Raw genomic sequence first — 18,789 nt, 5'->3', positions numbered from 1 at the left:
CAACTTCCTCGGGTCGGATATCAGTCATGGAGCTCTCCTTTGCTGGCTGGGATTCGCATACTCCGGCGGGCAGGCGAATGGTGCGGACGCTCCCGCGCGCTTCCCTCAGCCTACCATCGCCACGGGGTTTGGGTGCGGTGTTTTCAGGTGTTTTCGCGCCGGTTGACGCAGATTGTCGCGGACTAATTCCGTCCGTAGCCCCCTTCCAGTACCGATTTTTTCATTTCCCAGAAACCGTGTTAGAGTTTTTCTCGCTGCTTCGGAGGAAAGAGAAGCGCCGAGAGGCGCAGAGCCAAGGCTCCGAACACCACCTGCGCGGGTGGCGGAATGGCAGACGCGCTAGCTTGAGGTGCTAGTCCTCGAAAGGGGGTGGGGGTTCAAGTCCCCCTCCGCGCACAAAGAAAACCCGGGAAACCGGGTTTTTTTTGTGTCTCCAACCACGCGTTGGCAGTTTCCAACCACGTGAGTGCTGAAATGCGACACCCGCAAGGGGGATCGACGCATAGTGGTTTTTTGTGGCATGCATAGAGAATAGAAAACGTAAAGACGGAACCGTCACGCACTATGTCCGGTGGATCGACCCGGACACAAAGACGCGGATGACTCAAAGGATGGACAGCGAGGAGAGCGCCAAGTTCTTGCTCACAGTTCTCCTCGCCCACGGCAGCAACGTGGGGGCTGCCTTGGACAGCGCTACTGACTACTTCAAGGGCAAGTACACAGTCACACGCATGATTGAGGACCATATCGGTCTGCTGACGAGTGCGAACGGGTACACGGTCAGGCGCTATAAGGGGAACCTTAAATGCCATATCGCAGCCACGCTCGGCCAAATGGACGCCACGGAAGTGGAGTATAGGGACATCGTGGCCTGGATTAAGGGCATGCAGTCAAAAGGACTGACGTCTAAGACAATTGCGAACGTGCACGGTCTCATTTCGGCAGCCTTCAATTCGATGGTCCGGGAAAAGAAACGGCCTGACAATCCCTGCAAAGGCGTCTCGCTGCCTAAGAGTGAAGCCACAGAGGAGACGGCGACATTCCTCACACCGGACGAATGGTCAATCGTTGAGGCAGAACTTTCCCAACCTTACAAAGCGTTCTTCACGTTTTTGATACACACTGGTCTCAGGTTTTCTGAGGCATCTGCATTGGAGGCCCGCGATTTCCAATAACTACTGCCTCGGGCCAGCATGTGGTAAACGTTGTGCGCGCTTGGACAAAAGACGAAGATAACGTCTCTTACATCGGACCGACTAAAACCCGGCAGTCCAAGAGGACAATGGCCTCCCCGCGTCGGTGTTTGCGAAGGTGCGTCCGCTTATCTCGCGGCAGCAAAGTCCGGCGGACCTGTATCCTCAACACGGCCGGAACTCACATTGACCACCGTCGCGCGTGGGGTGTCTGGGATCGGGCGATCATGAAGGCGCAATCAAAGGGTCTTACCAAGCGGCCACGGATTCACGACCTAAGGCACTCGAATGCCTCTTGGCTTCTGCATGCGGGCTCGACATCTACAAGCTCCAAAAACACTTGGGGCACCGATCGATCACTACAACTCTAGATCGCTACTCACACCTCCTGCCGGAAGGACTTCGCGATACGACGGCGGCGATGGACAGAGCCTTCGGCCAACGCAGCTAGGAGGCGTGAAAGTGACCTCTTGAGCAGCTCGATGCCACAGATGTGGTCAAAAAAGAAGATCACAAGTCCGGGATGCTGGCCTTCTTCGTACTTTCATCCGTGCGAAGCTCTGGCGGAACCGGCAGCCCGCGTTCTTGTCGCTGGCGCACGACCAGCGCCTTCACCAAGAGCTCGATCTCGTCCAGCGCTGCGGCGAGGCTGTCACTGTCGATGATTTGGTTGATGCAGATCAGTGCCTCGAGCAGGTGGATCGCGCAGAAGCCCGCCTGGTCGACCAGCGGGTTTGGGGCGTTGCGGGCCACGGGCTTGCCCGTGGTGACGTCCAGGTAGGGCAGAGCGGATTCCCAGGAGGGGTGAGACTGGGCAGTCTCGGCGAGGTAGGTCGTCCAATCATGCGATGTGCCGAAACTCTCACACCGGTGTTTGAAGGCCAGCAAGTTGTCGTACTGGGAGTCAATGCCGTGGCCGTCCTGGATTACGGCATCAAAGAGGCCCAGGTCGACCGAGGTCCAGTTAGCAGCCCGCATGGCTTCCTTGCGCCTCTTCGCGTCGTTAGCGGCACCGCGCCGTAAGATGCCCGCGACAACGCTACCCTGCGCTGCGAGCCATTTCAGAGCAACAACGTGCTCCAGGACCGACCGGCGGATGGGAGCGGCTTCGACCTGGAAGCCTGCATCTTCGAGCACCAGGACGGCCTGGACGCCGCGATGACAGCGCATGTACCAGCGTGCGCCACATGTCCGACCTCAAAGTGCGGGTCTCGGAGGCGGACGCGGGAGGCCGACGCGCCGCCAGTCGGGTAAAGCCGCAGAAGGCGCGAAAGGAGGACTCGGTACTCCTGTTCAACGGGCGGGTAAGTCACGGCCTGATCCTATCCCCCGCGAACGGCACGGAGCCCTATGGGCCAAAGCAACAGACCACTGCGCCAACGTTCTAGCTAGCAAGTTGTCATAACCCCCATAACCCCCATTATCGCCGTTTTTCAACGAACTGATGGATGCGTGGACCGGACCAAAGATTGGGTACCACGGGAACTTGTCGCCTACTTGCGCGCATCTGGAATCCAGATCCCTTCCTGAATCGACCTGCCAGGCACCATATTCACGGCGACGCTCTGCGGCCGCATTGGCCGCGGTGAAAACTCCGAAGAGTCAGTTCGGGATGGCAATGTCGTTGGCCCTGAGATAACCGACGAGCTCGCGTGGAACCCAGTCTTTCGTATGTTCCATCGCGTCCATCCTTGGCCCGAAATCTTCTGATGCGATCGTCACGGTCACGTCCTCATACCCAAAGTCGGGATCTTGGTGGAACCGCTTACGGACGAGGTAGAGCTGGATGCCTGACTTATACCCTTCGTCGCCGAGGCCGATTCCCCACATCTTCGCGTCCGGAGAAATCCAGACCTGACGCACGCCCGAGTGTCTGGTGCTGAGAGTGACATCGCTCGTTATCTTGGAATACTCATCTGTGGTCGTGGGCCATTTACCGGCCCGTCGGATTTCGTTGGCAAACGACTCGATGAGCGGCTCGAGATCACATGCCTGCGCTACTGCCCGACGATACCGCTGCAAGTCGACTTCATTGTCGGCATCCATTACTGCGTCGGACAGGAGATTGGCATGCAGGCAGCATCGCATATGTTCACGCGTCGGTCGAGACAAATTTCGGGTTTCGCCTGTCGACGGCGAGCCGCCCTTGAGGATCCCGACCCGGATGTCAAGGTGATCCGGTACCCGTCGCGGAAGGCCTCCTGATGCTCGACTCGTCATTCCCCCTGCCACAAACGTGGATTAAGGAATCCTCTCTGCCGGCCCTTTCAGATGCCGCACCTGAGGCGGCGGCGTGAAATCGGTTCGCCTGTTCGCTTATGTCCAGTTCGACGGAGACACATGGCAAATCGCCGCCCGCGATGGTGCTGAGCTGGCACTGAGGAATCTGGCGACGGGAAGGATCCGGCGCATCCAGGTCTCTGATCTCCTCGCTCACGACTCATTCGTCCCCGAGGCGACCGGGCCAATTTGATGATCGCTCCGATCGAAGAGCCGCCTCCAGGAGTCGATCACTTCGGTGAAAAACTTCGGGGCACCAAATTCGGCCACAAGATGACAAGGGAGATGTACGCGTACCCGAATCGGAAGCCTAAGGAGCGTCCGAGACGTGAGATGTTCAGTGACGATTTTTGGGACGACACAGCTTGGGCCTACCGGGACGAGGATCATACCCAGCACTCAGATGCGTATCTGCTTGTACAGCGCGACGACGCCTTAGTGAACTTCGACTTATCAATGAGGTACTTCGCGTCCCTCGACGTGAACGAGTTTGAGACTGCGCTGCAAGACGTCCTGGCCAAGGGACGTACTTCAAACAGGTGCAGTCGCTGAAGGATTGGGACGGTGTTGCGGGCGCCTACATCCTGGTCTTTGACGAGTACCGGCAGTTCTACGTCGGAAAGGCTGACGACATTCGCAAGAGGATCAAGCACCATTGGGGCGCCCGAAAGTACTTTGATCGGCTTGTCTTCCCCAACAAATACGAGTCGGTCTTCCCCGTTGACGAGCTCCGCGCGCTGGACACGACCCGGATCTACGCGGCTCGCAGTACCAACCCCTATGCGGTGGAAGAACGCGCCGAGAAGGCTGCCGACAAGCGCTTTTGTCTGAACCGGATGCCCGGCGGCGAAGCGGGCCCATTCGCGCTCATGCTTTCTGCCATCAAACCGCGCGGCCGCTCTCATGGGGTGTTGCCGGTGCCGCTGTCCTGGGAGGGCTACGAACAGGTGTGGGATGGCGTCGTAAATCTTATTGCACAGGCATCTTCACCTGGTCCCGACCTGGTCGCCGAACTCGCTCGTCTGGACATGACGGTCCATACAGTCTCCGGCAAGGACGACAGCCGGTTCATGTGGTCAAGGAGGGACGGCATCGCCAGTGCCGTTGTCCGGGGTGAGTTGTGCGTGGAGAATTTCGCTGCGTTCCTCGAAGCGATGGGCGAGACGATCATCTGGCCCGAGGACCGAACTTGAGCAGTTGAGCATCCAGAACCTTGGACAGGCCATGGTCAACCAGGTGGGCGGCCAAGTCCAAGCTGTTCAGAAAGACGGGCAAGGGAGCGCCAACACCGCAGTGTCAGGATTCCATGACAAGTCCCCTCGGCTTGGGATCCTCATTGTCAGGAAGTCTTGACAACTGATTGGATGTCGATGAACTGGGATCTTGATGGCGGCGGCCACGAGGGGTGGGCGGCTCCGGTGCTGGACGACGGCCGCGAAGCGCACGGCTCCAGCGGTCACGGGCAATTTGTTCGAGGCATCACAGGAAAATACCCTGTTGATCCCTACATGGACGACGTCGAAATCGTCCCGGATGTCCATGTCGCCGGGTGGGGGGCGCCTGCGAATGCGGCTGGCGAGGACGGACCTGGACCAGGGTGTTCGCCAAGCAGCACGAAGACATCCCCCAGTTCAAAGCCTTTGTGGCGACCCCGGACTATGCCGATGCCGCTCCGTCGTAGAGTCCTCGACCGATGATGAGTGGCAGGAGCATATCGCGCCGGTACGGGCACTCATTGATGTGGAACAGGCTCGAGAGGCCTGTCTTGCGGCGGAGCGGAAGCTCGCCCGAACAGTGGTAGCCGCCCGTGCAGTCAGCGCATCCTGGGCAGACATCGGGCGCGCGGCCGGCATGACACGACAGGCAGCCCACGAGAGGTGGGACAAGACAGCAAAGCAGGAACTCTCACCCGAGCGAAGCGAGGACACCCTGTCCCCGTGATAAAGACCAGGCTTCCGGATCGACCGTGGCGGCGCTTGTCTTGAACGCTAAATCGTGACGGTGAGCACCACCGCCTTCGTTGGTGATTTGCGAAGGCTGCGAATGGTGTAAGTTGCTTGCTGCAAACACTTCAACGGAAAGAGATCAGTGGCAACCGATTACGACGAGCTCCGCAACGACGTCAAGGAATCCCAGGACAGCTCCTTGGAAGCCCTGCAATCGGCGAACAAGCCGGACGCCCAAAGCGTCACCCGCGAGCTCGATGAAAACCGATGCCCTCGACGAGGGAATGATCCCTGGCGGGGAATTCGTCAACGAGGAACTGATCGTCCAGGTTGTCCCTCAGGCGGATGACGAATTCACCTGCTACTCCTGCTTCCTGGTACGGCACAAGTCTCAGCTCGCTCGCCAGAAGGACGGCCATTCGTACTGCATCGATTGTGAAGGCTGAGCCTGCGCGTACGCCGGCGATGCGAGGGTCTATTGACCAGAGCGTATGGGAGGCGATTGAGGCAGAATTCACCCTGCCTTCCCTGGAACAGGTCCGTGGCCGGTATGAGACGCTCGTCGCGGATCCGGAACCGGTACTCACGCAGTTGGTGAGGGTCTTCATCGGCGAGGGCACGTACTGTCCCGGTTTCCAGTTCCGCCCGGGAGGTGCGCTGCATCCGGCCGTGACCGGCTTGTTTGGGCGGGCGATGGAGCTGAAAGTCCCCCACAACTATTTCTCCGCCTGGATGGTGACGTCGTCGACAGACCTGGCCGGCGGCCGCCCAGTGGACCAGTTACACGATCCTGACGGCCTCCTGAGCGCTCTTGAGACCTTCGCGCATCGGTAACGCGCGGGACTGCCCGCAGGCGCTTGGACGTACCCGGACAGCTCTCAGATGCCGCTGGTGAGCGCCTTGGCGAGGGCTTGTTCCTTCGAGAAAAAGAGGCCCGCAGTGGCTAATGGTTGGAAGGCACCTTCCAGGATGCTCTTCGCCTTGGTCATCTCCTCTTCCCCGTAAAAGTATTGCCCATCCACCGGGTTGCTGATCTGGGCCTCTCTATGGGTGCCGCTGGACCCAACCAGAACGGTGACCGGGGTCTGGTAGCCGTCGTCGTTGTATTGTGCCGTGATGGGCCATGCCCTGATCGAACCCAGAGAGATGACGGTTTCTACCCGCTTCGAGCCGCCGAACATTTTCGTCTGCTCGGTATAGCGTTTCACCCGGATCGGCGTTTCCGGAGGTTCACCGTGACTGCTGGCATAGAGTCTCGCCGCGGTGTCCAAGGAATCCGGGTGAGACCAGGAAACGCGATGCCCGGCCGCCCGAAGGGTTTTTTGTCCGATTGTCTCGGTGGCATGGTATTCCCGCCCTGTCGTCCACGATTCGTTCCTGAGCAGGACGGCGGCTATGGTCTCTGCCCTGCCATCGGTATGATCCCGGAATGCCGTCACGTACGGGCTGCCACCTCGTCGATGGTGCGCGAATAGCAGGTTCCGCACATGATGTTTGGAGCAGCGCTCCACGCGTTGTCGAGGGCTGCGAACAGACCGTGCTCCGCTCGCCCCTCGTGGACGCGTGCGGCGATCATCAAGGCATTGCTATGGTATGTCTGCGGATGCTGGGTATGCAGCGAGCAGATTGTCGTCCCGCACCGGCAGCGGGCTTTCGCCAGGCTTCCACAACCACAATAATCAGACATTCGAATCCCCCATCATCGCCAGCCAACTGCCGAAAGTATAACCAGAAGGCCTGCCGAATCCCGTGGCCAGGACAAGAACAGGTGCCGACGCCTTCGTCTACGCATGTTTCCGGTAGAGACATCGGCAACACGAAAGGCCCCCAGCGTGGCTTCCAGCACTGAACGCATCCGCGTCAAACTCCGCCCGGCTTCGATCCGGCCCGGCACATGTCCCCGCTGATGAAGAAAATCACCGACATGCACGGCGAGGGATTCGAGGTGGACTCGATCGAAGACGGCGTCGCCGTCGCCACCCGCCAGGTCGCTATCACGGAGGTCAGCCACAATGACAAGTCCAAGACCAAGGAGGTCCGGCTCCCCCGCTCCGTGAAGCCGACGACGGCGAGAAGATGGCCGTCAAGCTTGCCGACCAGCACGGGGACGGCTGGGAGATGACCAAGTTCGAGCCCTTCCTCGGCAAGGCCGTACTCACCCAGCTGAGCCCCGAAACCGCCCGCTGCCGCGGCGCCGCCGCGCTGGCCCTGGGCGTGAAGCCGTGGGAAGTCCAGGTGAAGCCGCGCCGGGACGGCGGCTTTGACCTGGAGCTCCCTCGCACTTACATGCCCTCCAAGCACGACTCCAAGCTCGAGGAAGTCGCCACGAGTGTCGTTGGCCGCGACGGCTGGTACGTGAAGGTGAACGCCCAGAAGCTCACAGCGTCCATCATTCCGTCCGCTCCCCGACGTTCCCGGAAGGCATCGCCTTTCCGCTGGCCCGGCTCGGCAAGGGAAGCCTTGACCGGACGCCGTTCGGCATGGTTTTTGCGGACCCGGGCGAAGACTCCGGCGATGAAATCAGCATTGACTGGACCGCCTCCGCCTGGGCGCTGGTGGCGGGGACGCCAGGTAGTGGTAAGCGCCAGCCGCTGGACTCCAAGCTGCCCGTCCCCGTTTCGTCTCGCTTCCGTCTGGCTGGGCCACGATCGGTCAGCTCCAGGTCGGCGATGAAGTTTTCGCCGCATCGGGGGATGTTACGGAGGTCGACTACCTCTCACCTGTGGTCGATGATGAAGTGCTGGAATTCGAGTTCAGCGACGGTCAAACTGTCCGCTGCGACCCGGGCCATCTCTGGACGGTTTCCACTCGCTACACCCGGCACTCCCACTACCCGATGAGGCTCGCGAAGAGGTCAGCAACCGACGCGGCTCGGCAGGCAGAGTTCGCGCGCCTCCGTGCCATCGCGGCCGAAGCCTGCGAGCAGTCGGTTGGTGCCGATACCGCGACTATCTCCCGACTCACCGGACTCGCGATCAATACAGTCCGAACGTTCGCCAAACAAGCCGCCCTCCCGTACCTCGTGGGATCGGGCTCCGGACATGCCCGGTTCTACGCGGTGGACGAGTTCATCGAAGCGTGGATTGCTCACCTCGATCACGCTCCGGCCAACCGGCAGCCTCTGTTGAAAACCGTTGAGGCCCGCGAGATCGCGGAGGCGTTCCGTGTGCAGGACGGACGCGCCAACTTCGCCGTCCAGTTGTCCGGCAGCTTGGTCCTCCCCGAAGCAGCACTGGCTGTCAACCCGTACTTCCTGGGAGCCTGGCTCGGCGACGGCAGCTCACGCGCCGGCGCTATCACCGTCGGGGCAGATGAGCTTGATGTCATGCGCCCGCTCCTGGAGGCGGAGTGGGGTCCAGTCGTACGCGACGAGCACCTCGCCGATGGACGAACCCATACGCTGCACTTCGGCCGTAAGGATCCGTCCAAGTGCGTCAGCGGCCACGATGCCAACTGGCACGTGACTTCCGGCGGAAACCGCTTTTGCCGAAGCTGCCGCTACTGTGAACGCACGCACGTCAGCAGCCCACTGCGGGCTGTCCTGGACCGGCTCGGCGTGCTCTACAACAAGCGCATTCCCGCAGAGTACCTCCGGGCATCCAGTGCACAACGACTGGCGCTCCTTCAGGGCCTCATGGACACAGACGGCACCGTCGACGTCAAGGGCAGCTGTGAGCTGACACTGTGCGATGAGCGACTCGCTACCGATGCGCTGGAGCTGATCCGGAGCCTTGGCATCAAAGCATCCATGAATGAGTCCGACGCCGCCATCACGTCCACTGACGGTCAAGGAGTCAGGACCCGACGGATTGTCGGGACCGGTACCGCATCCACTTCACGACGGCAACGCCGGTCTTTCGGATGCCGCGGAAGCTGGAGCGTCAGGCCGGGAATGTCCGCGCGACCCAGGACTGGATCTACATCACCGACGTGCGATCTGTCGGGCGTGCTTCGGGTCGCTGCATCCGGGTGAACCACCCGAGCCACCTGTACTGACGGATGGGTTCATCCCGACCCACAACACTGTGACGCTCAACGCGATCATCGCCGACGCCCTGTCCAACGGGGCGGCCCTGGCCGTAGTCGACGACGTCTCCAAAGCCATTGACTTCGAATGGGCACGTTCGTTCTGTCGTCCGGAGGCTGGGGCTGTGACTCCTGGAAGCATCCGTCGCAACGCTTGGGCTGATCCGTGATGAAGGGGCCCGCCGAAGCAAGGTGCTCAAGGAGATGGGTATCAATAACTGGCTCGACATGCCCGCCGGCAAACGCTTCCAGCCCATCCTCGTCATTATCGACGAGGTCTCCGCCCTCGTCGTACCCGACCCCGTCCCAAAAGGCATCCCGAAAGACCACCCGCTTTTCATGGAGATCGCCGAACGGAACCTCGCCCGCGCCATGATCCAGTCCTACATGCGCAAGATCATCGCCGAGCTGCGCTTCGTCGGTGTTCGTATGGTCATCTCTACTCAGGCGACCAACGCCAATACTGGTGTGGATCCAGGGCTCCGCACCCTCATCGGTCACAAGATCCTGCAGGGTGTGAACCCGTCTAAGGCCGCACGTGGGCAGATCTTCGCCGACGAGACGGCTGTACTGAACGTGCCGGAGAACGTGAAGTCCGGTGGCAAACGCGCGAAGGGCGTCGGAGTGGCTGCCCTAGAGGCTGACGCGCCGGCTGTCTACAAATCGTACTTCGCCACGACCGACGACTACCAGAGGGCACTCCGCAAGCTCGGAGTCAAGGAGTCCTCGAGCGTTGAGCCCAGCTCAAGAGAAATCAACAAGTATCTTCCCACCCTTGGAGACGAATCGGAAGCCACAGCTGCCCGCCGCGAGGCGATGCCTGACCCGATGATGGCCATGATGGGCGACTCGGCTTACGACGAGAACGGCAGGCCGCTGAAGGGCGCCGCGCTGGCCGCGTCCCAGTCCCGGCAGTTGTCCAACATGGCCGGCCGGGCCTAGGTATCGCCAGGATTTGAACAGCGTCAAGACTCATTGAGCAGCGAGCGATAGGGCTCTGATCCGCCCGTGTAACGGGGGGAGACCTGTAGGGACAGATCTAATGGCGCATGGCATCATTGCGGGGCAGATGGCGCAGATTGGAGAACTTCTTAGAGTCCTCTGAATTCCAGGACCCGGCCGCCACCAGTTTGGCTGCCGTGGTGGGGCCCGTGGCCGAGTGCTGTGCGGCTCGGCATTGGACAAGAACGGACGGCCGCTTACTGACACCATGTTGGCAGCATCCCAGTCCCGGTATCTCTCCAAAGTGGCCTGTCGGGTCTGGGGTTCTCTTTTTTGCGGAGAGTCAGCACTCAGCTGGTCGCTGATTTCGCTCACGAGACTCAGTATCCGTTCGAGTGCTGAATTGTATGAAATTAAACTATCGGCAAGGTCCAGCATCGCGTTGCGGAAAACCTCAGGTTTAAGTTCCATCGACGATGACAACAAGATGTGTGCCGCGTCACCCTTGATGTGGACCATTTGTTGCCCTGGCCATCTGCCGTCATCCTCAAACGGATCCCATGAGACTCGTCGCAACTCGGCAACGGTTTCCGGATCCAGCCAGTTCAAGCCAGATTCCAGGAGCTTTGGACGGACGGTCTCATCGAGATAGCGCCAGGTGAAGCCCATCTCCTGAAGTATCTGAAAGCGTTCCGGATGAGGAGCAATGGCCCGTTGAAACGACTCGTAAGCACGAAGGAGGTTGCTTTTCGCCGGCTCGTCATATTTCCTCAGCAACGACGCCCTCCTCCTATATGACCTTGTCCCCGGGATAAAGGCCTCGATGCGCGATTGCCGAGCCCCAGGGAGTGGATCAAAGCTGCGTCTCCAGAGAATGCAAACAAAAATTTGCGACCTTGCCTCTTCGAGGGCAGCTTTGTCTCTGATCAACAACTCCGCTAGATCATCCATCTGCGGGCGGTTGCCGTCGCCAGGCGATAAGCTGCGCGTCGGGCTGAAAGCTCATCTTGCTGATCAATCAGATAGCGGAGGACGACAAGAGCCAGCGGGATTCCGAAGCAGGCCGACGTAAGAGAGGAAAGGATGCTGGGCGAGAAGGAGGCGTGCTTCCAGAATCCTGTCGCATCTGCTGTGAATCCTAGCGTCATAAGGGACGACCCCGGCGCTCACCAAGATCAGCGCCGCCGTTTGTACGACAGGGTCAAGGCCCTGCCAGAATAGTCGACGCACGTTTTGTAACCAGCGGTCAGTGGCTGGCGTTGATCGCGCCATTCGCCAAGTTTCGCACATACCAGCAGCCCCGGCGGAAATCTGCCGGGGCGTTGAGGCCAGGCGTCTGGAGGTTAGGCGTTCTGGTTTTCCTTCTGCGACCGAAGAGACCGTAGCCGGGCTTGGGGACATCGGCCTGGGTATCGGCCGGTGCGGGCGCCTGGACGGTTTCGCCGGCGGGCATTTCGAGCGGCTCCGGGTTGTCGAAGAAGTTCGGATCAAGGATGGCGTCATCGGACAGGTCCGGGGCAGGGTGGAGGGCCTGGGTCATCAGCGCCGGGGCAGCTTCCGGTTCCGGCGCCGGGAGGGCATTGAAAAAGTCCTCGGCCGCAGGTGCCGTGGTGGCTCCTACATGGTCCCAGTCGGGCTCAATCGGCCAGCTGCGGGGCTGCAGGAGCCTCAGCCTGTTCAGCAGGATCGGTGTCTGCTCCCTGGGTCTCCTCAGCACGCAGCGGATAGATCTCCTGCGCGTTGTCTTCCGGCGCTGCCTCCGCGGGGAACGCAACCGAGAACAGGTCGGCCGCTTCGGCCAGTGCCGGGTTGTCGGCGGCGATCGCCTCGATGATCCGGACCGCTTCGCCGCGGACACCCGTCTCGGCGCCGCGGACGCCTGCAGCGAGGCGCTGGTCGAATCTCTCCTGGGTCTCGCGGACGTAGTGGATGTGCGCCTCGCTGGCGGAGCGCAGCTGTCCTTCGACGTCGTCCAGGGCGCCGTCGAGCTTGTCGATCTCCGTCCGGAGTCCGGCGCTGATGATCTTCTCGGCTTCGAGCTCGGCACGGATTCCGGCGCTAACGCGCTGTTCTGCCTCAAGACCGGCACGCAGTTCGGAGATGGTCCGTGCTGCATCTTCAGAAACGGAGGCTACTGCTGCGGCGGAACAGACATCGGCGAGGAGTCACTCGCGTCATCAGCGGCGAAATAGCCACGCGTGTCCGGGACGGCGCAGACGTGGGTGCGGGACGCTTCGAGCTCCAGTGCCTGCTCCCCTAGCTGGTCTTCGAGCCGCGACTTATCGCGGAGTACCTCTGCGAGCTCGGCGCCGGCGACGCGGGCCTGCCGTTCGTGCTGGTGCTGGAATTCCAGGACAGAAGTTTCGAGCCCTGACATACCGCCCAGCACAACGGCGAGGAAGGTGTCACGGCCGTGCTGGAAAGACTCCAGGGGGCTGGTTGCGGGGGCGGTGGTCATGGGGCTCCAGGGTGTGCGGCGGGAAAAGCGTTTACCGTAACAGTCTAGCGTCTTTACGCCAAGCGATCCAAGCCACAAACGGAACGAAAAAGCCCCGCCGCATATTCCGCGGCGGGGCATTTCAAATCACGATCCAGCTAGCGTGAGGCCCAGGCCTTCGCCACAGCATCCTTGACGTTCTCCCTTGATCACGGCGGTCTCAGCGGCCGCTTTGATCTCAGCAGTCTTCTTCTCCTCGGCAGCCTTCGCGGCGGCTTGGGCCTTGGCCGCATCGGCGGCCGCCTGGTCGGGAGTCGCCTGGTCGGGAGCTGCCGCAGGTGCAGCAGCATCGGCGGCCGCGGCGGTTGCAGGATCGACCGCAGCTCCTGTGGCCGCGTCGACCCAGGTTCCCGCGTCGGTCTGCTGCAGCGTGGCGCCGGTTCCGGGGTTCACGTAGCTCCGCGCCGGAGGCGTGTAGCCGCTGTCGCCAGAGTAGGTCCCCGCCTGAGCGTTCCCGCTCGGCGCAACGTAGCCGCCACCGCCCGCGGGTGCCTGGTAGACGGGAGCCTGCGGTGCGGGCGCCTGATAGACGGGAGCCGGGGCCGCCGGTGCCTGAGGCGGAGTGTAGACAGGAGGCTGCGGAACGTAGGTGCGCACCGGAGCCGCGGGCGCGGCCGGCCCCTGCTCCACGGGAGCCTGAGGGGCGGTGTAGACCGGGGCGCCGCCGAGGTTGGTCCCAGTGCCGCCGCCCGAGCCGCCGCCGCTGTACGCGGGTGCGCAGAAGCCGCCACCGCCGGCCATCGGACTCCAGACCTCACCGGAGGGGCAGCCGGCAGCGTTGGCTGCCCGGCCCCCAGGACCAGAGACGCGCCGAGCAGTGCGGTCGTGCCGATGCCGGAATAAAGTCGCTTCAAGTTCTTCTCCATATCCTGGACGTTACATGCGAGATTGCATCTCGTCAAAAACTCGTCTCTCACTTCTCCTGAGTTGGAGCATACGTGAATGACATGATCATTTCTGTACCGTTGGCCGACATCGACCGAGAGGTCACGCTTTCAGAGTCCCCGGGTCACCGGTTGCGGCCCGGGTCAAGGTCGTCAAGTTCTGCACCGCTGTCATCTTGGCATCCTGGACGCTCGGAACATTCGAGGGCATGGCGTTCGTTCCGAGGGAGCCGGCCGATGACACCGACACCGTTGTCGTCGTAAGGACAGCACTCAGTCCGGGATCGGAAACCAGATATGTGGACTTCGTATTCTGGCCTGGCTTCGTGTCCATGGTGGCCAGCACCTTCCGCTGGGACATCAGTGCCGAGGAAGCATCGGTGAAGTTGACCCGGGCCGGATCCACCCCGCCCGCGGTGAAGGTCCCTGACCAGGACTGTCCGTCGGAACTGGTCCCGGACCATGCGGTGTCGTTGCTGAAGCCCATACCCTTCTCCACGTAGGTTTCCAAGGCTTGGTCTTCTCCGGTTCCCGACCCCCGTCAGGGACGCTGCTTCGCGGACCGGGCTGAACCACATGCTGGCTTTCTTATCGGTCAGCGCCGTCCTGAACTGCGGGTCCGAGGCCATCGACTGGGAGGGGACGTTATAGTCCTTGATCCATGCCGCGGTAATGGCGATGATGCTGCCGTTGACATGGATGGCCCGGTGATCGTAGCCGTGGCGGATTTCAACCAGGTGGCGATGCGGCCGGCCTCCGCCGCATCGGCCGCTTCGATGAAGAACACCCGCAAGGGGCCGGGAACCGGACGTTCCACCGTGTCCTGGCTGCGCGAGTAGCCGATGTGGGCGATTTTCAGATCATGGTCAGGGGTGATCTGATCGAGCATGAATTCCCGTGGAGCCATGGCGGTGATCTTCGCCCACCAGTTCTCCGTGTACGGAGCCACCACGAGGGTATCCGAGTTGGCCGGAGCGTAGGCCGGAATTCCGGTGGCCTGCGGCGTCCCCTCGGCGGCGGTGTTAATGAGGAGCAACCGCACCCACGGTGACGGCCGCGACGCCCGGTGATACCGGCAATCACGGCCGTCACCCGACGGCGGCCCCAGGACTTCTTACCTTGCTTCATGGTGTCCCTATGCTCTCTGTGAGCCGACGGGCCGGCCTGCTTACCACGACAGCCACTTCGGCCGGTTTTCGTAAGCCGGGACCGCGCAGTAGGCACCGGTGAAGCTGTAGCACGGCGCCGGCGGTTCGATCAGGGCATTGCCGGTAAATCGCGTTTGACCACCCCGGGGAGCAACACGTTGCACAAGGAAATCGCAGCACCGCACGCGGCCGTTCCCGCGAGCAGAGCCGGCAAATGCCCGAGTCCGGCGAGGTCCACTGGACGCAGGAGCAGCCCGCCGGTCAGCACGGCCATCGCACCGAGCAAGACCCTCTCGGCACCGAAACGACGGGCCAGGATTGGAGCCAACGGCGCGAAGACCCCCAACAAAGTCACCGGTACGGTAGTGAGGACCACCACGGCCCAGCCGGCAGTCCGGCGTCGGCAGTGACTTCCGGAAGGACCGCCGAGAAGCTCGAAAACACCGTCCGCAAGTTCAACCCGATGAGCACGAGGCAGATGCCCAGGAGGACCGGTCCGCGGCGCGCCGTGACCCGGGTGGGCTCCGCGGCGGGAAGATCGTCAATCTCGGCGTCGACGAGGATCTCGGCGACGCCGAAGTGCTGGCTGGTGTTCTTGGGGGCGCTTGAAGCAGGGGTCACTACCCCATTCTGGCAGTTTGTCCACATACGCAGGTTCCGCCCGCCGGCCCTTCTCCCGGCGACGGTATTCTGGAGTGGATGAGTGAAACCCAGATTCCCCGAAACTTCCCACGAAACACCGCAGTCCTCGCGCCCTGTGACCCTGGCACCCAAGCCTCCTTCGGCACCTATGGCGGCCGGCCGGTCAGTTTTGTGCGCCGCGGGACGCGCCTTCAGGGCCGCCGCCAGGCCGCGTGGGAAGAGCACTCGGACCGCTGGGCCGTCCAGGTTCCACGGCATGTCGCCAACACCTCGGTGCACCCGGATTACGTGTTCGACGCCGAAGCGGAGTTCGGGCGCGAGGCGCCGCTGATCGTCGAAATCGGCTCGGGACTTGGCGACGCCGTGTGCCATGCAGCAGAGGAAAACCCGGACAAGGATTTCCTCGCCGTGGAGGTCTACACGCCCGGACTAGCCAACACCATGATCAAGATCAACAGCCGTGGCCTCAGCAACGTGAGGGTGGTCGAAGCCAACGCCCCGGAGGTCCTGGCCACCATGCTCCCGGCGGCTCGGTCAGCGAGCTGTGGGTCTTTTTCCCGGACCCGTGGCACAAGTCGCGGCACCACAAACGCCGCCTCATCCAACCGGCGTTCGCCGAACTCGCGGCACGGTCCCTCAAAAAGGGTGGCCTGTGGCGGATCGCCACCGACTGGTCCAACTACGCCGTTCACGTCCGCGAAGTCCTCGCCGGCTCCACTGAGTTTGAGAACCTGCACGACGGCGAGCGGACCGGCGCGGAAAGCCCCTTACCCAGGTCTGGGAATCCGGCGTCGAATCCATGGTGGGAGGGGCCCCCGTCAAGGAAGGCCGCGCACCGGTCAGCACCGAACATACGGGCCCCAATGAGGGTGTGGATCACGTGGGTGGGTGGGCTCCGCGTTTCGATGGCCGGATCCGCACCAGCTTCGAAAACAAGGCCCACGAGGCCGGACGCATGATCTTCGACCTCAGCTACCGCAAGATCTAGTCACAACACGATGCGGGCTAGTCGCGAGCACGCAGTCTGGTCACCTCGGTCCCCCTCATTGCGTGCCGTCCGGGCACCGGATACCATGTGAGACGTGTCACCGAAGGGTGGCACGTGCTTATGATCTGCGGCGGGAGAGTCCTGCCGGTACGTTCAGCAGGCGCCGTAGGAGCAAATCCTCCCAGGAATCTCTCAGGCCCACGTACCGCCGCGGCAAGGCAACTCTGGAAAGCAGGCCGGGCAACCGGACTCACCGACGGTGCAAGCGGGCGGCTGCGAAAGCAGCGGACGCGGAATCTCTCAGGTCCAAGACAGAGCGGGGAGGGACCGAATCATCGTGGTGCGTCCGCGCCACCTGAATTATGGAGTTCCTCATGACCCTGGCACCTGAAGGCCGTAAGCTGCTGCGCGTTGAACAGCGCAATAAAGCCGTCCCGGTCGAACGCAAGCCCGAATGGATCAAGGCCAAGGTCCAGATGGGCCCGGAATTCGTGGGCCTGAAGAACCTCGTGAAAAAGGAAGGCCTGCACACCGTCTGCGAGGAAGCCGGCTGCCCTAACATCTTCGAATGCTGGGAAGACAAGGAAGCGACCTTCCTGATCGGCGGCTCCGAATGCACCCGCCGCTGCGACTTCTGCCAGATCGACACCGGCAAACCTCACCGGTGGACATGTTCGAACCCACCAAGGTCGCCCGCTCCGTCCAGTCCATGGCCCTGCGCTACGCCACCGTGACCGGCGTGGCCCGCGACGACCTCGCCGACGAAGGCGTCTGGCTCTACGCCGAAACCGTCCGCAAGATCCACGAACTGAACCCCGGCACCGGCGTCGAACTGCTCATTCCGGACTTCTCCGGCAAACCCGAACACATCAACGCGATCTGCGACTCGAACCGGAAGTCTTCGCGCACAACGTCGAAACCGTGCCCCGGATCTTCAAACGCATCCGCCCCGCGTTCCGCTACGACCGCTCCCTGGACGTCATCACCCAGGGCCGGGCCCGCGGCATGGTCACCAAATCCAACCTGATCCTGGGCATGGGCGAAACCCGCGAAGAAATCTCCGAAGCCCTGGCAGACCTGCACGCCGCGGGCTGCGACCTGATCACCATCACCCAATACCTGCGCCCCTCCGAACGGCACCTGCCCGTGGACCGCTGGGTCAAACCCCAGGAATTCGTCGACCTCGCCACCGAAGCCGAGGAAATCGGCTTCCTCGGCGTCATGTCCGGCCCCCTGGTCCGCTCCTCCTACCGCGCCGGCCGCCTCTGGGCCACCGCGATGCGCAAGAAAGGCCGCGAGATCCCGGTGCACTTAGAGCACATTGCCCACATCGCCGAAGGCATCCAGGACTCCGGCACCACCCGCCAGGAAGCCCGCACCCTCCTCGCACACCATGCGACGGCCTGATCCGTAAGGACCCCAGCATGTTCCCCACGCGGATTGAAATCATTCCCTCAGACGGAATCGTCGAGAAAGTCCAGGCCGAGGTGCCGCTTTCCACAACGCTCACCATTACGTGCTTGCCCCATCACGGGATCGCACAGACCATGGCGACAGCGGTCCGGCTCGGTTTGCTCGGCTACAACGTGATTCCGCACCTCGCGGCACGGCGGCTGGTGGACCGGGCTCAGCTTTCAGGCATCCTCCGGGACTGCGAGGCTGCCGGGATCACTGAGGTCTTTGCCATCGGCGGAGACGGACAGCAAGGCGCCGGCCCTTATGCGTCCTCCCTCCCCCTGTTGGAGGACATCGCGGAACATTCCGGCGGTAGGATCACGGCGGGCATTGCCGGCTACCCGGAGGGCCACCCTTCAGTGAGCGGGCTGGACCTGCTGGATGCCTTGTTGACCAAACAACACTTGGCCACCCACGTGGTCACGCAGATGTGCTTTTCCGCCCCGAAAATCCTCGACTACGCAGCACTCTTGCGTCGCGAGGGCGTGAAACTGCCGGTGTGGGCAGGGGTGCCCGGAGCCGTTCCGCGGACCAAACTGCTGGCCCTGGCAACCCAGATCGGCGTTGGGACCTCCCTGAAGTTCCTCAGCAGCAAAGGAACTCTTGCCCGCAAGCTGCTGAGCGGGGACAGGTACTCACCGGGAAGCCTGGTTTCCGAGCTCATGGCGCAGCCTGAAGGTATCTCGGGAATCCATCTCTATAGCTTCAACCGACTGGACATGCCCGCCTGGGAGCGAAGCGATCTGCCCGATCCGGCTGCCAGCGGAGCAGCACCCTCGTAGCCGGCT

General features: G+C 62.1%; 27 protein-coding genes, 1 tRNA gene, 5 pseudogenes and 2 riboswitches. Of the genes and pseudogenes, 22 read left to right on the top strand and 11 right to left on the bottom strand.

The annotated features are described in order from the left end of the window. The first annotated feature begins 313 nt into the window (after positions 1-313). The 4 genes and pseudogenes from ABD884_RS25365 (at position 314) to ABD884_RS25355 (ending at position 1,644) form a co-directional block, all read left to right on the top strand. Positions 314-396: transfer RNA gene (locus tag ABD884_RS25365), tRNA-Leu, on the top strand. Between the two features lie 215 nt (positions 397-611). Further along, a complete protein-coding gene (locus ABD884_RS25360; RefSeq protein ID WP_345054301.1) occupies positions 612-1,175 on the top strand; it encodes a tyrosine-type recombinase/integrase in 564 nt (187 codons plus the stop codon). Positions 1,176-1,282: 107 nt separating this feature from the next. Then, positions 1,283-1,447, top strand: a pseudogene (locus ABD884_RS26270) (hypothetical protein); the annotation flags it as partial. A gap of 41 nt (positions 1,448-1,488) precedes the next feature. After that, the gene (locus ABD884_RS25355) at positions 1,489-1,644 is read left to right on the top strand and encodes a hypothetical protein (RefSeq protein ID WP_345054297.1); all 156 of its coding nucleotides are present in this window, start codon (positions 1,489-1,491) and stop codon (positions 1,642-1,644) included. A gap of 59 nt (positions 1,645-1,703) precedes the next feature. Here the strand turns inward: ABD884_RS25355 and ABD884_RS25350 are convergent, their stop codons facing one another. Then, positions 1,704-2,363 carry a DUF5677 domain-containing protein gene (locus ABD884_RS25350; RefSeq protein ID WP_345054294.1) on the bottom strand — a complete coding sequence of 220 codons (660 nt, stop codon included), beginning with the start codon at positions 2,361-2,363 and terminating at the stop codon, positions 1,704-1,706. Positions 2,364-2,380: 17 nt separating this feature from the next. On the opposite strand from ABD884_RS25350, the gene ABD884_RS25345 reads away from it, so the two are divergent. After that, positions 2,381-2,581: a hypothetical protein gene (locus ABD884_RS25345; protein WP_345054290.1), complete on the top strand. Its 201-nt coding sequence runs from the start codon at positions 2,381-2,383 to the stop codon at positions 2,579-2,581. Between the two features lie 214 nt (positions 2,582-2,795). On the opposite strand, the gene ABD884_RS25340 is transcribed toward ABD884_RS25345, so the two are convergent. Then, positions 2,796-3,413 (bottom strand): hypothetical protein, encoded by a 618-nt coding sequence (locus ABD884_RS25340; RefSeq protein WP_345054287.1) that lies wholly within the window; start codon positions 3,411-3,413, stop codon positions 2,796-2,798. 73 nt (positions 3,414-3,486) lie between these two features. Here ABD884_RS25340 and ABD884_RS25335 point away from each other — a divergent pair, with 73 nt between their 5' ends. The 8 genes and pseudogenes from ABD884_RS25335 (at position 3,487) to ABD884_RS25300 (ending at position 6,253) form a co-directional block, all read left to right on the top strand. Continuing rightward, the gene (locus ABD884_RS25335) at positions 3,487-3,666 is read left to right on the top strand and encodes a hypothetical protein (RefSeq protein WP_345054284.1); all 180 of its coding nucleotides are present in this window, start codon (positions 3,487-3,489) and stop codon (positions 3,664-3,666) included. After that, positions 3,666-4,025 carry a hypothetical protein gene (locus tag ABD884_RS25330; RefSeq protein WP_345054281.1) on the top strand — a complete coding sequence of 120 codons (360 nt, stop codon included), beginning with the start codon at positions 3,666-3,668 and terminating at the stop codon, positions 4,023-4,025. The genes ABD884_RS25335 and ABD884_RS25330 overlap by 1 nt, the downstream gene beginning before the upstream one ends. Then, positions 4,013-4,666 (top strand): GIY-YIG nuclease family protein, encoded by a 654-nt coding sequence (locus tag ABD884_RS25325; RefSeq protein WP_345054278.1) that lies wholly within the window; start codon positions 4,013-4,015, stop codon positions 4,664-4,666. Before ABD884_RS25330 ends, ABD884_RS25325 begins: the two co-directional genes overlap by 13 nt. A 4-nt stretch (positions 4,667-4,670) precedes the next feature. After that, positions 4,671-4,826, top strand: coding sequence for a hypothetical protein (locus tag ABD884_RS25320; RefSeq protein WP_345054273.1), 156 nt, complete (start codon positions 4,671-4,673; stop codon positions 4,824-4,826). Then, positions 4,823-5,170: a hypothetical protein gene (locus ABD884_RS25315; RefSeq protein ID WP_345054270.1), complete on the top strand. Its 348-nt coding sequence runs from the start codon at positions 4,823-4,825 to the stop codon at positions 5,168-5,170. Before ABD884_RS25320 ends, ABD884_RS25315 begins: the two co-directional genes overlap by 4 nt. 43 nt (positions 5,171-5,213) lie before the next feature. Beyond that, complete coding sequence (locus ABD884_RS25310) at positions 5,214-5,414, top strand: hypothetical protein (protein ID WP_345054267.1); 201 nt, start codon at positions 5,214-5,216, stop codon at positions 5,412-5,414. Between the two features lie 147 nt (positions 5,415-5,561). Next, positions 5,562-5,865: pseudogene (locus tag ABD884_RS25305) on the top strand (DUF4193 domain-containing protein). Next, positions 5,765-6,253: a hypothetical protein gene (locus tag ABD884_RS25300; RefSeq protein WP_345054264.1), complete on the top strand. Its 489-nt coding sequence runs from the start codon at positions 5,765-5,767 to the stop codon at positions 6,251-6,253. The pseudogene ABD884_RS25305 and the gene ABD884_RS25300 overlap by 101 nt, the downstream one beginning before the upstream one ends. Before the next feature lie 44 nt (positions 6,254-6,297). Here ABD884_RS25300 and ABD884_RS25295 read toward each other — a convergent pair whose 3' ends face one another. Continuing rightward, positions 6,298-6,858, bottom strand: coding sequence for a hypothetical protein (locus tag ABD884_RS25295; RefSeq protein WP_345054261.1), 561 nt, complete (start codon positions 6,856-6,858; stop codon positions 6,298-6,300). Further along, positions 6,855-6,995, bottom strand: coding sequence for a hypothetical protein (locus ABD884_RS25290; RefSeq protein WP_345054258.1), 141 nt, complete (start codon positions 6,993-6,995; stop codon positions 6,855-6,857). Before ABD884_RS25290 ends, ABD884_RS25295 begins: the two co-directional genes overlap by 4 nt. A 330-nt stretch (positions 6,996-7,325) precedes the next feature. Here ABD884_RS25290 and ABD884_RS25285 point away from each other — a divergent pair, with 330 nt between their 5' ends. Genes ABD884_RS25285 through ABD884_RS25265 form a run of 5 tightly spaced genes read left to right on the top strand, consistent with a single transcriptional unit; the run spans position 7,326 to position 10,387 of the window. Beyond that, positions 7,326-7,541 (top strand): hypothetical protein, encoded by a 216-nt coding sequence (locus ABD884_RS25285; protein ID WP_345054254.1) that lies wholly within the window; start codon positions 7,326-7,328, stop codon positions 7,539-7,541. Beyond that, positions 7,496-8,092, top strand: a complete 597-nt coding sequence (locus ABD884_RS25280) for a hypothetical protein (RefSeq protein ID WP_345054251.1) — start codon at positions 7,496-7,498, stop codon at positions 8,090-8,092. Before ABD884_RS25285 ends, ABD884_RS25280 begins: the two co-directional genes overlap by 46 nt. A gap of 49 nt (positions 8,093-8,141) precedes the next feature. Then, positions 8,142-9,392 (top strand): LAGLIDADG family homing endonuclease, encoded by a 1,251-nt coding sequence (locus ABD884_RS25275; RefSeq protein WP_345054246.1) that lies wholly within the window; start codon positions 8,142-8,144, stop codon positions 9,390-9,392. A gap of 52 nt (positions 9,393-9,444) precedes the next feature. After that, positions 9,445-9,615: a hypothetical protein gene (locus ABD884_RS25270; RefSeq protein WP_345054243.1), complete on the top strand. Its 171-nt coding sequence runs from the start codon at positions 9,445-9,447 to the stop codon at positions 9,613-9,615. 34 nt (positions 9,616-9,649) lie between these two features. Further along, positions 9,650-10,387, top strand: a complete 738-nt coding sequence (locus tag ABD884_RS25265) for a hypothetical protein (RefSeq protein WP_345054240.1) — start codon at positions 9,650-9,652, stop codon at positions 10,385-10,387. Between the two features lie 938 nt (positions 10,388-11,325). Here ABD884_RS25265 and ABD884_RS25260 read toward each other — a convergent pair. Both ABD884_RS25260 and ABD884_RS25255 read right to left on the bottom strand, forming a co-directional pair. Next, positions 11,326-11,535, bottom strand: coding sequence for a hypothetical protein (locus ABD884_RS25260; RefSeq protein WP_345054237.1), 210 nt, complete (start codon positions 11,533-11,535; stop codon positions 11,326-11,328). A gap of 98 nt (positions 11,536-11,633) precedes the next feature. After that, positions 11,634-11,927: a hypothetical protein gene (locus ABD884_RS25255; protein ID WP_345054234.1), complete on the bottom strand. Its 294-nt coding sequence runs from the start codon at positions 11,925-11,927 to the stop codon at positions 11,634-11,636. Positions 11,928-11,997: 70 nt separating this feature from the next. On the opposite strand from ABD884_RS25255, the gene ABD884_RS25250 reads away from it, so the two are divergent. Further along, positions 11,998-12,579 (top strand): hypothetical protein, encoded by a 582-nt coding sequence (locus ABD884_RS25250; protein WP_345054231.1) that lies wholly within the window; start codon positions 11,998-12,000, stop codon positions 12,577-12,579. On the opposite strand, the gene ABD884_RS25245 is transcribed toward ABD884_RS25250, so the two are convergent. The 5 genes and pseudogenes from ABD884_RS25245 to ABD884_RS25225 form a co-directional block, all read right to left on the bottom strand. Beyond that, positions 12,519-12,845, bottom strand: coding sequence for a hypothetical protein (locus ABD884_RS25245; protein ID WP_345054228.1), 327 nt, complete (start codon positions 12,843-12,845; stop codon positions 12,519-12,521). The genes ABD884_RS25250 and ABD884_RS25245 overlap by 61 nt on opposite strands. Positions 12,846-12,971: 126 nt before the next feature. Continuing rightward, positions 12,972-13,625, bottom strand: coding sequence for a hypothetical protein (locus ABD884_RS25240; RefSeq protein ID WP_345054225.1), 654 nt, complete (start codon positions 13,623-13,625; stop codon positions 12,972-12,974). A gap of 246 nt (positions 13,626-13,871) precedes the next feature. Next, positions 13,872-14,279, bottom strand: coding sequence for a hypothetical protein (locus ABD884_RS25235; RefSeq protein WP_345054219.1), 408 nt, complete (start codon positions 14,277-14,279; stop codon positions 13,872-13,874). An 84-nt stretch (positions 14,280-14,363) separates the two neighbouring features. After that, on the bottom strand, positions 14,364-14,804 hold the full coding sequence (locus ABD884_RS25230; RefSeq protein WP_345054215.1) for a hypothetical protein: 441 nt from the start codon (positions 14,802-14,804) through the stop codon (positions 14,364-14,366). A 233-nt stretch (positions 14,805-15,037) separates the two neighbouring features. After that, positions 15,038-15,537 (bottom strand): annotated as a pseudogene (locus ABD884_RS25225) (MFS transporter); the annotation flags it as partial. A 78-nt stretch (positions 15,538-15,615) separates the two neighbouring features. Here ABD884_RS25225 and trmB point away from each other — a divergent pair. The 3 genes and pseudogenes from trmB (at position 15,616) to ABD884_RS25210 (ending at position 18,783) form a co-directional block, all read left to right on the top strand. After that, positions 15,616-16,546, top strand: a pseudogene (gene trmB, locus ABD884_RS25220) (tRNA (guanosine(46)-N7)-methyltransferase TrmB). Between the two features lie 121 nt (positions 16,547-16,667). Further along, positions 16,668-16,764: riboswitch (glycine riboswitch) on the top strand. 1 nt (position 16,765) lies between these two features. Then, positions 16,766-16,871: riboswitch (glycine riboswitch) on the top strand. Between the two features lie 49 nt (positions 16,872-16,920). Continuing rightward, positions 16,921-17,953 (top strand): annotated as a pseudogene (lipA, locus tag ABD884_RS25215) (lipoyl synthase). Between the two features lie 17 nt (positions 17,954-17,970). Beyond that, entirely contained in the window at positions 17,971-18,783 is an 813-nt protein-coding gene (locus ABD884_RS25210; protein ID WP_345033291.1) for a methylenetetrahydrofolate reductase, read from the top strand. Positions 18,784-18,789 lie beyond the last annotated feature (6 nt).

This window comes from Arthrobacter methylotrophus, from assembly GCF_039539965.1.
GTDB lineage: Bacteria > Actinomycetota > Actinomycetes > Actinomycetales > Micrococcaceae > Arthrobacter > Arthrobacter methylotrophus.
Note: the sequence above shows the minus strand (reverse complement) of the source record. Positions and strands in the feature narration are given on the sequence as shown.